Consider the following 15,377-nt stretch of genomic DNA (forward strand, 5'->3'; position numbering starts at 1 on the left):
TACACTGCCCCGGTCGAAATTATCTGACCAGGGAGTCGGGCATGGGCTGGGATCGGGAAACGCCGTTCATCATTGATCTGCAAGTGAGCGCCGAGGACATTGACGGGTTGGGGCACGCGAACAACGCGGTCTACGTGACCTGGCTCGAGCGCTGTGCCTGGCGCCACTCCCAGCGCCTTGGTCTGGACCTGGTCGAGTATCGCCGGCTGGACCGGGCGATGGCGGTGGTGCGGCACGAGATCGATTACCTGGCGGCTGCCTATGAGGACGATGAGTTGCAATTGGCGACCTGGATCGTCGATTGGGACCAGCGCCTGAAAATGACCCGGCACTTCCAGCTGATCCGCCCCAGCGACAACACCACGCTATTGCGCGCGCAGACCACGTTCGTCTGCATCGAGCTGTCCACCGGCAAGCCCAAGCGCATGCCAGTAGAGTTTATCGAGGGCTATGGCCCGGCGTTGATCCAATGTGGGAGCGAGCTTGCTCGCGATGAACGATAACGCGGTGTGTCTGATTAACCGCATTGCCTGAATCGCGAGCAAGCTCGCTCCCACAGGTGGTCGCGATGTTCTGCAGATTCTTCGCGCAATCCAGTAAACTGCCGCACGTTTTTCCTCGAGTGTGTTTTTCATGCAAATTGCTTTGGCGCCCATGGAGGGGTTGGTCGACGACATCCTGCGCGATGTGCTGACCCGCGTGGGTGGTATTGACTGGTGCGTGACCGAGTTCATTCGGGTCAACGACCAGTTGCTGACACCTGCCTATTTCCACAAGTTCGGCCCGGAGTTGCTTAACGGTGCCCGGACGGCCTCCGGTGTGCCGCTGCGTGTGCAACTGCTCGGTTCCGATCCGGTGTGCCTGGCGGAAAATGCCGCGCTGGCTTGTGAACTGGGTTCCGAAGTGATCGACCTGAACTTCGGCTGCCCGGCCAAGACCGTCAACAAGTCCCGTGGTGGTGCGGTCCTGCTCAAGGAGCCCGAACTGCTCAACCAGATCGTCGAACACGTTCGTCGTGCCGTCCCCGCGCACATTCCAGTCACCGCCAAGATGCGCCTGGGCTTCGACAGCCCGGACGGTTCGCTGGTGTGTGCCACGGCTCTGGCCGAAGGCGGCGCCGAACATATCGTGGTGCACGCTCGGACCAAGGTCGACGGCTACAAGCCGCCAGCGCACTGGGAGTGGATTCCGCGGGTGCAGGATGTGGTCAAGGTGCCGGTGTTCGCCAACGGCGATATCTGGAGCGTCGAAGACTGGCGTCGCTGCCGCGAGATCAGCGGCGTGGAAGACATCATGCTCGGTCGTGGCCTGGTTTCGCGTCCGGATCTCGCCCGGCAGATCGCCGCGGCGCGGGCCGGTGAGGAGGTCGTCGAGATGACCTGGTCCGAGTTGCTGCCACTGATCCAGGACTTCTGGCTGCAAGCCAAGGCACAGATGACGCCACGCCAGTCGCCGGGTCGCCTGAAGCAATGGCTGGCGATGCTGACCCGCAATTATCCCGAGGCGGTGGAGCTGTTCACCGTGCTGCGCCGTGAGACCGAGCTGGATAACGTCTCGCGGTTGTTGGGGCTGCCGGTGGCTGAAGCGGCCTGAGCCTTTTTTGTGCCTTACTCTCTAAAAAGCGCTACTTAAGCAGTTTTTTAAACTCTTCCACCGGCAACGGCTGGCTGTGCAAATACCCTTGGTAGAAGTGGCACTCCAGCCCCTGCAGGAACTCAAGCTGCTCCGCCGTTTCCACCCCTTCGGCAATCACCTTCAAATCCAGGCTGCGGGCCATGGCGACGATGGCGCGGATGATCTCGGCGTCGTTCGGGTCGCTGGTGGCGTCGCGGATAAACGACTTGTCGATTTTCAGGGTATCGACCGGCAAGCGCTTGAGGTAGGTCAGTGAGGAGTAGCCGGTGCCGAAGTCGTCCATGGCGAAGCTCACGCCGAGTTTTTTCAGGCGACGCATTTTGCTGATGGTGTCTTCCAGGTTCTGGATCACGATACCTTCGGTGATTTCCAGCTTCAACAGGGAGCAGGGCAGGCCATAGCTGGCCAGGCTGTTTTCAATTCGTTCGACGAAGTCGTTCTGGCGGAACTGGCGCGGGCTGATGTTCACGCAAAGGCTGAATTTGTACGGATTCACCAGACCGTCGTCGATCAACTGTTTGAAGGCCTGGCAGGCTTCGTCGAGGATCCAGGTGCCGACCTCCAGAATCAGTCCGCTGTCTTCCAGTACCTTGATGAACTCGTTGGGTGACTGCGGGCCGAGCTCCGGATGATTCCAGCGTACCAGGGCCTCGGCGCCTACGATGCGGTCGCCCCGGGCGTCGACCTGGGGTTGGTAATGCACGCGAAACTCGCCTCGGGAAAGTGCCAGGCGCAGGTCGGTTTCCATGCGCAGGCGTTCGCTCGCGGCCTTCTGCATGGTGTTGTGATACATCTGCGCGGTATTTCGCCCCGAGTCCTTGGCGCGATAAAGCGCGATGTCGGCGCGCTTGAGCAGGTCGGTCGGGGTCGAGCCGTGATCGGGGATCAGCGCAATGCCGATGCTGGGCGTCACTTGCAGGCGCTGGCCGTCGAGGAACATCGGTTCGGACAGCAGTTCGCGGATGGTGTCGGCCACTTCTCGAACCTGATCGCTGACCTCACTGCGCGAGCCTTCGAGGCCGCTGAGCAGCACCACGAATTCGTCACCGCCCAGGCGCGCGACGGTGTCCTCCATGCGCACGCTGGCCTCCAGGCGCGCAGTGATGATTTTCAGCACGGTATCGCCCACCGGGTGCCCGAGGGAGTCGTTGATGTGCTTGAAGTGGTCGAGGTCGAGGAACATCAGCGCGCCGCGCAGGTTATGCCGTTTGAGCAGGGCGATCTGCTGGCTCAGGCGGTCCATCAGCAAGGCGCGGTTGGGCAGGTTGGTCAGTGGGTCGTGGTAGGCCAGGTGGCGGATCTGCGCTTCGGCGTTTTTCAGCAGGCTGACGTCGCGCGCGGTCAGCAGCAGACAGGCGGTTTCGTTGAGGGTGATCGGCTCCACCGAGACTTCAACGGTGAGCAGTTCGCCGCGCTTGTTACGCCCGAGCATCTCCTGGTGATGAACCCGGCCCTTGATCTGCAATTCGGCCAGCAGCGCCGAGCGCTGTTTTTCTTCAGCCCAAATCCCGACCTGATACACCGTGCGGCCCACCACTTCCTCGGCGCGGTAGCCGGTCAGGCGGCAGAAACCGTCGTTGACCTCCAGGTAGCGTCCGGTGTCGCGCTCGGTGATGGTGATGGCATCGGGGCTGGAGTGGAAGGCCTTGGCGAATTTCTCTTCACTGGCCTTGAGCGCCGCTTCCGAGCGCTGTTGCTGAGTGATGTCGCGCAGCGTGGTGACGATGCAGGGCTGGTCGCCGACGCTGATCTGGCGGCTGGAAATCACGCAAGTCAGGGTCTGTCCGTCCTTGTGCTGGACCAGAATGGCCACGTTGTTCAGGCCCTGTTCGCGGATCACTTGTTCGATCCGTCGCAGGCTTTTCGCCGAGGCGTCCCACAAGCCGATTTCGTCGGCGCTGCGGCCGATCACGTCGGCGGTACTCCAGCCGAAGGTCTGGGTGAAGCTGGAGTTGATCTCAATGAACTGGCCGGAGTCCTGGCGGGTGACGCAGATCGGATCGGGGCTGACCTGGAACAGCGTGGCGAATTTTTCTTCGGAGGCCACCAGCCGTTGTTCGCGCTCCACCTGGTCGGTGATGTCGAGCAATGTGCCGGCCATGCGCACCGGCACGCCGTTGTCATCACGGTAGAGGCGCGCACGGCTTTCCAGATAGCGCGAGCTGCCGTCGGGCAATTGCACGCGGTAGGTCAATTGGTAGTTGCCGGCCGGGCCTTCACGCAAACTGCGGTAAGCGTCGCGCATGGTGTCGCGTTCTTCGCCGGGCACGCCTTCGAAGAATTCGTCGAAGGACTCGTGGAAGGGTTTGGCGTCCAGGCCGTGCAGTTGGGCGGCCCGTGCCGATCCGTAGAGCATGCCGCTGGGAATGTGCCAGTCCCAGGTGCCGAGTTGCGCCGAATCCAGGGCCAGGTCGAGGCGCTCCTGGCTGTCCTTGAGGGCATGTTCGGCGATTTTGCGTTCGGTGGTGTCAAGGAAAGTGCTTAGCAGATAGGGTTGGCCTTCGAGCTCGACTTTTTGCGCACTGAGGATGCCGTCGTGGACCTGGCCATTGCTGGCGCGAAACTGCACTTCCATGCTGACCAGGTCGCCTTTGGCTTTGGTGGCCTTGACCAGTTCGTCCCGTTGCTCGGGGTGCACCCACAGGCCCAGCTCCAGGGTGGTGCGGCCGATCGCGTTTTGCACCGGCCAGCCGAACAGGCTTTCGAAATACTGGTTGGCTTCGGAAATCAGGCCGTCTTCCTGGCGGGTCAGCAGGACCATGTTCGGGCACAGGTGGAACAGGGTGGCGAAGCGTTTTTCCGAGCTGCTCAACGCCTGTTCGCGCTGGCGCTGGTGGGTAATCTCGCGGATTACGCCGATCATCCGTGGCCTGCCGTGCTTGTCCGGCAACAGGCTGCCGTTGATTTCCAGCCAGTGCAGGCTGCCATCGGGCCAGCGGATGCGGTGATGCATCGCTTGCTCCAGCGGCGCGCCAGCGATGACCGCATGGAATGCGCGAAGGGTTTTCGCGCGATCCTCCGGGGGCAGCAGGTCGAGGTATTCCAGATCCCGTGGCAACGGTTTGCGGGGGTCGAAGCCGAACAGCGCCTGCGTACCCCGGGACCAGCTGATCTGCCCGCGCTCGATGTCCCAATACCAGGCACCCAGACGCGCGCCGTTGAGCGCGGCCAACAGTTGCGAGGCACTTTCCCAGCTCTGTTCGGAGTTTTTCGGGTCAAGTGCCTGTATACGCGGCATAGGCGGAATACGGTCGACAGATTTGGGCATTGGCAAGCCTTAGGCTGAATGGGCGTTTGGCACGGGAGTTCGCGGCTCTATAGGAGTAGCACAACTTAGCCTTGAGTCCCTGGCGGATCGAGTTGAGCATCCAGCAGCGCCATGAAGGCCCGCGCGGCGTTCGACAGTGTCCTTTCCGTGTGCAAGATATAGCCTAGCTGGCGAGTGAGCTGTATGCCCGGCAAAGGTATGCGCGCCACCTGGTCATCGAGCATGGTGCGCGGCAAAACGCTCCAGGCCAGGCCGATCGAGACCATCATCTTGATGGTTTCCAGGTAGTTGGTGCTCATGGCTATGTTAGGCGTCAGGCCCTGGGCTTCAAACAGCCGCTGCACGATGTGGTGGGTAAAGGTGTTGCCGCCGGGGAAGACCGCCGGGTGTCGGGCGATGTCCGCCAGGCTGACCTTGCCGTTATTGAGTAGCGAATGCTCCGGGGCAACCACGAAATCCAGCGGGTCGTCCCACACCGGGGTGGCCTTGACCAGCGCATGGGGTTCCGGCGCCAGGGTGATGACCGCCAGTTCGGCACGACCATGGAGAATTTCCTCGTAGGCCACTTCCGAATCGAGGAACTGAATATCCAGCGCCACCTGTGGATAGCGCCGGGTGAACTCCCTTAATAAAGGCGGCAAACGGTGCAGGCCAATGTGGTGACTGGTGGCCAGGGTCAGACGGCCGGTCACTTCGCCCGTGAGGTTGGTCAGCGCACGGCGCGTATCATCGAGGACATTGAGGATCTGGTAGGCCCGCGGCAGCAGGGCGCGCCCGGCTTCGGTCAGGCCCACTTCACGCCCCAGGCGATCGAACAGGCGTACCTTCAATTGCTGCTCCAGCCCGGCGATGCGTTTGCTGATCGCAGGCTGGGTCAGGTGCAGCCGTTCCCCGGCGCCGGAGAAGCTTCCGGTCTCGGCGATGGCAATAAAAGCATTGAGGTTGGCCAGGTCCATGGTTGTATTCCAGTTGGTTATCCAAAGCATAAAAAATATGAATTTGAGTTATTTAATGTAACCCCATAGGATCAGCCTCACAAGCCAAAGGGTTATTGAGCACTTCAAGACCCGGGGCATAGAAACAAGCTGATGAGGAACCGTCTGATGGCTGGCAAAACGCTCTACGACAAGCTCTGGGATTCGCATTTGGTCAAGCAGCGCGACGATGGCTCTGCGCTGATCTACATCGATCGTCACATCATCCACGAAGTGACCTCGCCGCAAGCCTTCGAAGGCCTGCGTCTGGCCGGGCGCAAGCCATGGCGCATCGATGCCAACATCGCGACCCCGGACCACAACGTACCGACCACGCCGGAGCGCAAGGGCGGCATCGACGCCATCGTTGACCAGGTCTCGCGTCTGCAAGTCCAGACCCTCGATGACAACTGCGATGAATACGGCATCGTCGAGTTCAAGATGAACGACGTTCGCCAAGGCATCGTCCACGTCATCGGCCCGGAGCAGGGCGCGACCTTGCCGGGCATGACCGTGGTCTGTGGCGACTCCCACACCTCGACCCACGGCGCATTCGGCGCATTGGCGCACGGTATCGGCACTTCAGAGGTCGAGCATGTGCTCGCCACCCAGTGCCTGGTCGCCAAGAAAATGAAGAACATGCTGGTGCGCGTCGAAGGCCAATTGCCGTTCGGCGTGACCGCCAAGGACATCGTGCTCGCCGTGATTGGCAAGATCGGCACCGCCGGCGGTAACGGCCACGCCATCGAATTCGCCGGCAGCGCGATTCGCGACCTGTCCGTCGAAGGCCGCATGACCATCTGCAACATGTCCATCGAGGCCGGCGCTCGCGTAGGCCTGGTGGCCGCGGACGAAAAAACCGTGGCTTACGTCAAGGGCCGTCCTTTCGCACCGAAAGGCGCGGAATGGGACCTGGCCGTCGAAGCCTGGAAAGACCTGGTGTCCGATGCCGACGCCACCTTCGATACCGTAGTTGAGCTCGATGCCACCCAGATCAAGCCGCAAGTCAGCTGGGGCACTTCGCCTGAGATGGTGTTGGCGGTGGACCAGAACGTGCCGGACCCTGCGAAGGAAATGGACCTGGTCAAGCGCGGTTCCATCGAGCGCGCCTTGAAGTACATGGGTTTGACCGCCAACCAGGCGATCACCGACATTCAGCTCGACCGCGTGTTCATCGGTTCCTGCACCAACTCGCGGATCGAAGACCTGCGTGCTGCGGCGGTGATTGCCAAGGGCCGCAAAGTGGCCTCGACCATCAAGCAGGCCATCGTCGTGCCGGGCTCGGGTCTGGTTAAAGCCCAGGCTGAATCGGAAGGCCTGGACAAGATCTTCCTCGAAGCCGGTTTCGAATGGCGCGAGCCGGGTTGCTCGATGTGTCTGGCGATGAACCCGGACCGTTTGGAGTCCGGCGAGCACTGCGCTTCGACCTCCAACCGTAACTTCGAAGGCCGTCAGGGCGCTGGTGGTCGTACCCACCTCGTCAGCCCGGCCATGGCCGCGGCCGCCGCTGTGAACGGTCGTTTCATCGACGTCCGTGAATTGATCTAAAGGAGCACAGCATGAAAGCTTTTACCCAGCACACTGGACTTGTCGCGCCTTTGGATCGTGCCAACGTCGACACCGACCAGATCATTCCGAAGCAGTTCTTGAAGTCGATCAAGCGCACGGGCTTTGGCCCGAACCTGTTCGATGAATGGCGCTACCTGGATGTGGGCCAGCCTTACCAGGACAACTCCAGGCGTCCGCTGAACAAGGACTTCGTCCTCAACGCCGAACGTTACCAGGGCGCCAGCGTGTTGCTGGCCCGTGAGAACTTCGGTTGCGGCTCCAGCCGTGAACACGCGCCGTGGGCCCTGGAAGAGTACGGTTTCCGCAGCATCATCGCGCCGAGCTATGCCGACATCTTCTTCAACAACAGCTTCAAGAACGGCTTACTGCCGATCATCTTGAGCGATGCCGAAGTCGACGAACTGTTCCAGCAGGTCGAGGCCAACCCGGGATATCAGTTGCAGGTCGATCTGCAAGCCCAGACCGTGACCCGCCCTGACGGTAAGGTGTTGAGCTTCGAAATCGATGCCTTCCGCAAGCACTGCCTGCTCAACGGCCTGGACGATATCGGCCTGACCTTGCAGGACGGCGATGCGATTGCGACGTTTGAAGCCAAGCATCGTGCGAGCCAGCCTTGGTTGTTTCGCGACGCATGATTGATCCGAGATTGTTGTAGTCAGGGCCGGCCTCTTCGCGAGCAAGCCCGCTCCCACATTGGATTTGTGGTGTATACAAAACCCCTGTGGGAGCGGGCTTGCTCGCGAAGACGGCAGCTCAGACGACACAAGGCTAAACCCCAAAAAGGAAGTCCCCATGACCAGCACCGCCCGACACAGCCAGGTAGTCCAGAAGCAATTCGGTGAACAGGCCTCGGCCTACCTGAGCAGCGCCGTCCACGCTCAAGGCACTGAATTCGCGCTGCTACAGGCCGAGCTGGCGGGGCGGGGCGATGCCCGGGTCCTGGATCTGGGCTGCGGTGCCGGCCACGTGAGTTTTCACGTAGCCTCATTGGTGAAGGAAGTGGTGGCCTACGACCTGTCGCAACAGATGCTCGACGTGGTGACCGCTGCCGCTGTCGACCGTGGCTTGAGCAACGTGACCACGGTCAACGGGGCCGCTGAGCGCTTGCCGTTTGCCGATGGCGAATTCGATTTCGTCTTCAGCCGCTATTCGGCGCACCATTGGAGTGATCTGGGCCTGGCCCTGCGTGAGGTGCGTCGAGTCCTGAAACCGGGCGGCGTGGCGGCGTTCGTCGACGTGTTGTCACCGGGTAGCCCGCTGTTCGACACTTATCTGCAAAGCGTCGAAGTGCTGCGCGACACCAGCCATGTGCGCGATTATTCCGCCGGCGAGTGGTTGCGCCAGGTCAGCGAGGCGGGGCTGCACACCCGCAGTACCACCCGTCAGCGCTTGCGCCTGGAGTACAACAGCTGGGTCGAGCGCATGCGCACACCTGAAGTGATGCGCGCGGCGATCCGCGAGTTGCAGCAGTCGATGGGCAATGAAGTGCGCGAATATTTTGAGATTGAGGCCGATGGTTCATTCAGTACCGATGTACTGGTGCTGATGGCTGAACGATAGAATTTTTCCGGGTGCGTCCAAGGGCGCACCGACTGATGACATGAGGAAAGCATGAGCAAGCAGATTCTGATTCTCCCAGGTGACGGTATTGGCCCGGAAATCATGGCCGAAGCGGTCAAGGTGCTGGAGCTGGCCAGTGACAAGTTCGCCCTGGGCTTCGAGTTGAGCCATGACGTGATCGGCGGCGCGGCCATCGACAAGCACGGCGTGCCATTGGCCGACGAGACCCTGGAACGTGCCCGCGCGGCCGACGCCGTGTTGCTGGGCGCCGTTGGCGGCCCGAAATGGGATGCCATCGAACGTGACATCCGCCCTGAGCGCGGCCTGTTGAAAATCCGTGCGCAACTGGGCCTGTTCGGCAACCTGCGTCCGGCGATCCTGTACCCGCAACTGGCCGAGGCTTCCAGCCTGAAGCCGGAAATCGTTTCCGGGCTGGACATCCTGATCGTTCGCGAACTGACCGGCGGCATCTACTTCGGCGCGCCTCGTGGCACCCGCACCCTGGAAAACGGCGAGCGTCAGTCCTACGACACCCTGCCGTACAGCGAAAGCGAAATCCGCCGCATCGCCCGTGTCGGTTTCGACATGGCCATGGTCCGTGGCAAGAAGCTGTGCTCGGTGGACAAGGCCAACGTGCTGGCCTCCAGCCAACTGTGGCGTGAAGTGGTCGAACAAGTGGCCAAGGATTATCCTGAAGTCGAACTGAGCCACATGTACGTCGACAACGCCGCGATGCAGCTGGTGCGCGCACCGAAGCAGTTCGACGTGATCGTCACCGACAACATGTTCGGCGACATCCTGTCCGACCAGGCCTCGATGCTCACCGGTTCCATCGGCATGCTGCCGTCGGCGTCCCTGGACACCAACAACAAGGGCATGTACGAGCCGTGCCACGGTTCGGCGCCGGACATCGCGGGCAAAGGCATCGCCAACCCGTTGGCGACCATTCTGTCGGTGTCGATGATGCTGCGTTACAGCTTCAACCAGCAGGCCGCGGCCGATGCCATCGAGAAAGCCGTCAGCCTGGTGCTGGATCAGGGCTTGCGCACCGGCGACATCTGGTCGGCCGGTTGCACTAAAGTCGGTACGCAGGAAATGGGTGACGCAGTAGTCGCCGCGCTGCGGAATCTGTAATCTCTCGGGCCCGCTGCCAAATTCAAGACAAGGTAGCGGTCCACATTTCAAGAAGGTGTAGTTGCGATGAAACGTGTAGGTCTGATCGGTTGGCGCGGCATGGTCGGTTCCGTGCTCATGCAGCGGATGCTGGAAGAGCAGGATTTCGATCTTATCGAGCCGGTGTTTTTCACCACTTCCAATGTCGGTGGCCAAGGCCCGTCCGTGGGCAAGGACATTGCTCCGCTCAAGGACGCTTACAGCATTGAAGAGCTGAAAACCCTCGACGTGATTCTGACCTGCCAGGGTGGCGACTACACCAGCGAAGTCTTCCCCAAGCTGCGTGAAGCCGGCTGGCAGGGTTACTGGATCGATGCCGCTTCCAGCCTGCGCATGCAGGATGACGCGGTGATCGTTCTGGATCCGGTCAACCGCAAGGTGATCGATCAGCAGCTGGATGCGGGCACCAAGAACTACATCGGCGGCAACTGCACCGTCAGCCTGATGCTGATGGGCCTTGGTGGCCTGTTCGAAGCTGGCCTGGTGGAGTGGATGAGCGCCATGACCTATCAGGCGGCCTCCGGTGCCGGCGCGCAGAACATGCGTGAACTGATCAAGCAAATGGGCGCGACCCACGCCGCTGTTGCCGATCAACTGGCCGATCCGGCCAGCGCGATCCTCGACATCGACCGTCGTGTGGCCGAAGCCATGCGCAGCGACGCGTACCCGACCGAAAACTTCGGCGTACCGTTGGCCGGCAGCCTGATCCCGTGGATCGACAAGGAGCTGCCGAACGGTCAGAGCCGCGAAGAGTGGAAGGCCCAGGCCGAGACCAACAAGATCCTCGGTCGCTTCAAGAGCCCGATCCCGGTCGATGGCATCTGCGTGCGCATCGGCGCCATGCGTTGCCACAGCCAGGCGCTGACCATCAAGCTGAACAAAGACGTACCGATCGCTGATATCGAAGGGCTGATCAGCCAGCACAACCCTTGGGTCAAGCTGGTGCCGAACAGCCGCGAAACCAGCATTCAGGAGCTGAGCCCGAACAAGGTCACCGGCACCCTGAACATTCCGGTTGGCCGTCTGCGCAAGCTGAACATGGGTTCGCAATTTGTCGGCGCGTTCACCGTCGGCGACCAGTTGCTGTGGGGCGCGGCCGAACCGCTGCGCCGCATGCTGCGGATCCTGCTTGAGCGTTGATCGATTGATGCAATGAAAGAACCCGCGCCTTGAAAGAGGCGCGGGTTTTTTATTGGCCGTTAAAAGATCGCAGCCTTCGGCAGCTCCTACAGGCGCTCGCATTCCTTTGTAGGAGCTGCCGAAGGCTGCGATCTTTTGTTCTAAATTGCCGAACCGCCACCCACCCGGTAAAGTGCCGCTCCCCCCGTTTCGCCAGAGGTCAAACCATGAGCCAGTCCATTGATATTGCCGTGATCGGCGCCACCGGTACTGTCGGCGAAACGCTCGTGCAGATTCTCGAAGAGCGCGATTTCCCGATCGGCACCCTTCACCTGTTGGCCAGCAGCGAATCGGCCGGCAGTTCGGTGCCGTTTCGCGGCAAGAACGTGCGGGTGCGGGAGGTCGATGAGTTCGACTTCAGCAAGGTGCAGTTGGCATTCTTTGCCGCCGGCCCGGCGGTTTCGTTGAGTTTTGCTTCCCGGGCGACAGACGCCGGTTGCTCGGTGATCGATCTCTCCGGTGCCCTGCCGGCCGAAAAGGCGCCACAGGTCGTGCCTGAGGCCAACGCCCAAGTGTTGGCCGGCTTGAAAAAACCCTTTCAGGTCAGCAGTCCAAGCCCGTCGGCCACCACACTGGCGGTGGTACTCGCGCCACTGATGGATTTGCTCGATTTGCAGCGCATCAGCCTGACCGCCAGCCTCGCGGTATCGGCCCAGGGCCGCGAAGCCGTGAGCGAGCTCGCCCGGCAAACCGCCGAGTTGCTGAATGTACGACCGCTGGAGCCGAAATTCTTTGATCGGCAGATGGCCTTCAACCTGTTGGCCCAGGTCGGCAAACCGGATGAGCAAGGTCATACGCTGCTGGAAAAACGCCTGGTGCGTGAGCTGCGCCAGGTCATGGCGCGGCCGTCATTGAAGATTTCCGTCACTTGCATTCAAGCCCCGGTGTTTTTTGGCGATAGCTATAGCGTGACCCTGCAGTCCGCGAGTGAAATCGACCTGGGGAAAGTCAATGCGGCCCTGGAAGACGCACCCGGCATCGAGCTGGTAGAAGCCGGCGATTACCCGACCGCGGTGGGCGATGCGGTAGGGCAGGATGTGGTCTACGTTGGTCGTGTTCGCCAGGGTATCGACGACCCGTCGGAACTTAATCTGTGGCTGACGTCAGATAACGTACGCAAAGGCGCGGCGCTCAACGCTGTGCAGCTGGCCGAGTTGTTGCTTAAAGACCTGCTGTAAAAGATACTTTGCAACAATTTGTCGAATGATTCCGCGCGAGCCTATGCTTGCCGGAGTGCTGAAGGCGAGCCACTCTGCGGGGCTTTGCCGGGCATCAATGAAATGACCGCGCGCGACGACCCTCGCCGTTGCGCGCAATGCCTTACGGCAGCGACTATCAATACCTTCTCGCTGGCCGAGGAATGTTCAAACTAAGGATGAGCTAATGGTTCAAGTTCGCAAACTGGTGTTAGCAATAGCGGCCGCCTCGGCGCTGTCCTCCGGTATGGCGCATGCCCTCGGGCTCGGGGAGTTGACCCTGAAATCGACGCTCAACCAGCCGCTGGTAGCGGAAATCGAGCTGCTCGATGTCAAGGATCTCACTGCCGCCGAAGTGGTGCCGAGCCTGGCCTCACCAGACGATTTCGCCAAGGCCGGTGTCGACCGCCAGGCGTTTCTCAATGACTTGACCTTCACCCCGGTGCTCAACGCCAGCGGCAAAAACATCCTGCGCGTGACCTCGAGCAAGCCACTGTCCGAACCCATGGTGAAATTCCTGGTTCAGGTCATGTGGCCGAACGGCCGTTTGCTGCGCGACTACAGTGTGCTGCTCGATCCGTCCAAATTCTCGCCGCAAACCGCTGAAGCGGCTGCGCAACCGACGTCAACGGTAGCCGCGCCCGTCACCGGTGCGACCAAACCGTCGCAATACACCACCACGCCGCGCGATACCCTGTGGGAAATCGCCGCGAAGGCGCGTAATGGCGGTTCGATCCAGCAAACCATGCTGGCCATCCAGGCGTTGAACCCGGATGCCTTTATCGACGGCAACATCAACCGCCTGAAAACAGGCCAGGTGCTGCGCATGCCGGACCAGGCACAGAGTACGGGCCTGCCGCAAGCCAAGGCGATTGCCGAAGTGGCCGCACAGAACAAGGCCTGGCGCCAGGGTCGCCGTTATGTGGCAAAACCCGGGGCAGGGCAGCAACAGCTCGACGCCACCAATCGCGCTCGCACCGATGCTGCTCCGGCGCAAGCGGCCACCGACAAGCTGAGTCTGGTGTCTGCCGAGTCCGGCAAGAACCCAGGCAAAGGGGCTGTCGGAGATGCCAAGGCCCTCAGCAACAAACTGGCGGTGACCCAGGAAAGCCTCGACACCAGCCGTCGTGATAACGCCGAACTGAAAAGCCGCATGACCGACCTGCAAAGCCAGGTGGACAAGCTACAGCGCTTGATCGAGCTGAAGAACAATCAACTGGCCAAGTTGCAAACCGAGGGTGCTGCGGTTGCACCAGCGGCTGCGACAGCACCGGCAATGTCGGCCGAACTTGCTGCCAATCCGGCCGCAGCGCCTGCTCCGGCTGAAACTGCGCCAGTGGTCGCGGCGCCCGAGGCAACTCCGGCGCCGACCGAGAAGCCCGTTGAGGCGACACCGGCGGCATCCGACGATCAGAAATTCAATGAGTTGCTGACCAATCCGGTGCTGCTGGGCCTGGTCGGTGGCGGTGCGGTGATTCTGTTGCTCCTGCTGCTGTTGCTGGCGCGTCGCCGCAAAGCCCAGCAAGAAGCCGAGAAACATCTGCGCATGGCCCGTGCCCTGGCCGAAGAACAGCCGTTCTCGGCCGATCTCGACATGCCGGAAAGCAGCTTCGAAGGTCTGGAAGTTCCGCTGCCGAGCGTGAAGCTGGCGACTGCCCCGACGCCTGCTCCCGCGCCAGCGCCGGTAGTTGCTCCGGTGGTGATGACCACGCCGATCGCCGCGCCATTGGTGGCGCCCGCTGCCGAGCGTTCCGACGACGTGCTGGGCCAGGCTCAGTCGTACATCAATGCCGGTCGCCTGAACCAGGCTGCCGCGTTGCTGGAGGACGGCGTCAAGCAGGAGCCCAAGCGCAGCGACTTGCGCTTGAAACTGATGGAAGTCTACGGCCAGCAAGGCGATCGCGATGCGTTCGTCGGCCAGGAACGTCAGTTGGTGGCCAATGGCGACAACTTCGCCCAGGTTGAAAAACTCAAAAGCCGCTTCCCGGCCATGGCGCTGGTGGCTGCCGGTGGCATCGCCGCAGCCGCCGTTGCTGCCGAACTGGACGCACAGTACGTCAAGGACCTGTTGCTCGATGAGCCGCAAGCACCGGCGTCAGAGCCAGAGCCAGCGTCGTTCGAGGATGACCTCGACAGCGCCTTCGACCTGAGCCTGGATGATCTGGACGCGATTACACCTGTGGCACCTGCACCTGCACCTGCGCCGGAGCCCGAAGTCGCGGCGCTGGCAGACCTGGAAGAGTTCCCGCTGGACGACGATCTGAGTTTTGAGTCGGTGTTGCAGCAGCAGACTGAAATCAAGGAAAACCTCGACGACCTGTCGGACTTCGATCTCGACCTGGATCTCGGCGCGCAACCGTCGCCGACGATCCTGGCTGAAGACGATTTCCTGCTGGATCTGGATGAGGGCGTGAAGGATTTCCCGGTTGCCGAAACCCCGGCTGTTCCTGAGGTCGCGCTGGATGACCTGGAATTGCCGGCCGATTTCGATCTGTCACTGGCCGACGAAATGGACGCACCGGATGCGTTCGCGGCAGAGCTGGATGATGTCAACGCCGAGCTGGAGAGCCTGTCCAACAGCATCGGCGAGCCGACTTTTACCGAAGCTGATGCCGCGCTGGATAGCGATGATGACTTCGACTTCCTCTCGGGCACTGACGAAGCCGCTACCAAGCTCGATCTGGCTCAGGCCTATATCGACATGGGCGACAGCGACGGTGCTCGCGACATCCTCAATGAGGTGGTAAGCGAAGGCAGTGCCGAGCAGAAGAATGAAGCCGAGGAAATGCTTTCGCGCCTGGCTTGAGTGTCTGGTAGGTTGTA

Annotated in this window: 11 protein-coding genes; 9 read left to right on the plus strand and 2 right to left on the minus strand. The window is 61.4% G+C overall.

Annotated features, from left to right (window positions below):
* Positions 1-41 precede the first annotated feature (41 nt).
* Both AC3IP0_RS10160 and AC3IP0_RS10165 read left to right on the plus strand, forming a co-directional pair.
* Complete coding sequence (locus AC3IP0_RS10160; protein ID WP_489319116.1) at positions 42-503, plus strand: acyl-CoA thioesterase; 462 nt, start codon at positions 42-44, stop codon at positions 501-503.
* Positions 504-633: 130 nt separating this feature from the next.
* Positions 634-1,593 carry a tRNA dihydrouridine synthase gene (locus AC3IP0_RS10165; RefSeq protein WP_150756483.1) on the plus strand — a complete coding sequence of 320 codons (960 nt, stop codon included), beginning with the start codon at positions 634-636 and terminating at the stop codon, positions 1,591-1,593.
* Between the two features lie 31 nt (positions 1,594-1,624).
* Here AC3IP0_RS10165 and AC3IP0_RS10170 read toward each other — a convergent pair whose 3' ends face one another.
* Together AC3IP0_RS10170 and AC3IP0_RS10175 are read right to left on the minus strand one after the other, a co-directional pair.
* Positions 1,625-4,903, minus strand: coding sequence for a sensor domain-containing protein (locus AC3IP0_RS10170; protein ID WP_489319119.1), 3,279 nt, complete (start codon positions 4,901-4,903; stop codon positions 1,625-1,627).
* A 65-nt stretch (positions 4,904-4,968) separates the two neighbouring features.
* Positions 4,969-5,859: a LysR family transcriptional regulator gene (locus AC3IP0_RS10175; protein ID WP_008047336.1), complete on the minus strand. Its 891-nt coding sequence runs from the start codon at positions 5,857-5,859 to the stop codon at positions 4,969-4,971.
* Positions 5,860-6,006: 147 nt separating this feature from the next.
* On the opposite strand from AC3IP0_RS10175, the gene leuC reads away from it, so the two are divergent.
* The 7 genes from leuC (at position 6,007) to AC3IP0_RS10210 (ending at position 15,360) form a co-directional block, all read left to right on the plus strand.
* The gene (gene leuC, locus AC3IP0_RS10180) at positions 6,007-7,425 is read left to right on the plus strand and encodes a 3-isopropylmalate dehydratase large subunit (protein ID WP_150727101.1); all 1,419 of its coding nucleotides are present in this window, start codon (positions 6,007-6,009) and stop codon (positions 7,423-7,425) included.
* 11 nt (positions 7,426-7,436) lie between these two features.
* Positions 7,437-8,081, plus strand: a complete 645-nt coding sequence (gene leuD / locus AC3IP0_RS10185) for a 3-isopropylmalate dehydratase small subunit (RefSeq protein ID WP_150759155.1) — start codon at positions 7,437-7,439, stop codon at positions 8,079-8,081.
* Positions 8,082-8,238: 157 nt separating this feature from the next.
* Positions 8,239-9,006 carry a class I SAM-dependent methyltransferase gene (locus AC3IP0_RS10190; RefSeq protein WP_489327304.1) on the plus strand — a complete coding sequence of 256 codons (768 nt, stop codon included), beginning with the start codon at positions 8,239-8,241 and terminating at the stop codon, positions 9,004-9,006.
* A 51-nt stretch (positions 9,007-9,057) separates the two neighbouring features.
* On the plus strand, positions 9,058-10,140 hold the full coding sequence (gene leuB, locus AC3IP0_RS10195; RefSeq protein WP_056722174.1) for a 3-isopropylmalate dehydrogenase: 1,083 nt from the start codon (positions 9,058-9,060) through the stop codon (positions 10,138-10,140).
* Between the two features lie 66 nt (positions 10,141-10,206).
* Positions 10,207-11,319 (plus strand): aspartate-semialdehyde dehydrogenase, encoded by a 1,113-nt coding sequence (asd, locus tag AC3IP0_RS10200; RefSeq protein WP_007975660.1) that lies wholly within the window; start codon positions 10,207-10,209, stop codon positions 11,317-11,319.
* 206 nt (positions 11,320-11,525) lie between these two features.
* On the plus strand, positions 11,526-12,536 hold the full coding sequence (locus AC3IP0_RS10205) for an aspartate-semialdehyde dehydrogenase (protein WP_489319121.1): 1,011 nt from the start codon (positions 11,526-11,528) through the stop codon (positions 12,534-12,536).
* A gap of 205 nt (positions 12,537-12,741) precedes the next feature.
* The gene (locus AC3IP0_RS10210; protein ID WP_489327306.1) at positions 12,742-15,360 is read left to right on the plus strand and encodes a motility hub landmark protein FimV; all 2,619 of its coding nucleotides are present in this window, start codon (positions 12,742-12,744) and stop codon (positions 15,358-15,360) included.
* The last annotated feature ends 17 nt before the right edge of the window (positions 15,361-15,377 follow it).

This window comes from Pseudomonas sp. GL_103 (assembly GCF_057835175.1).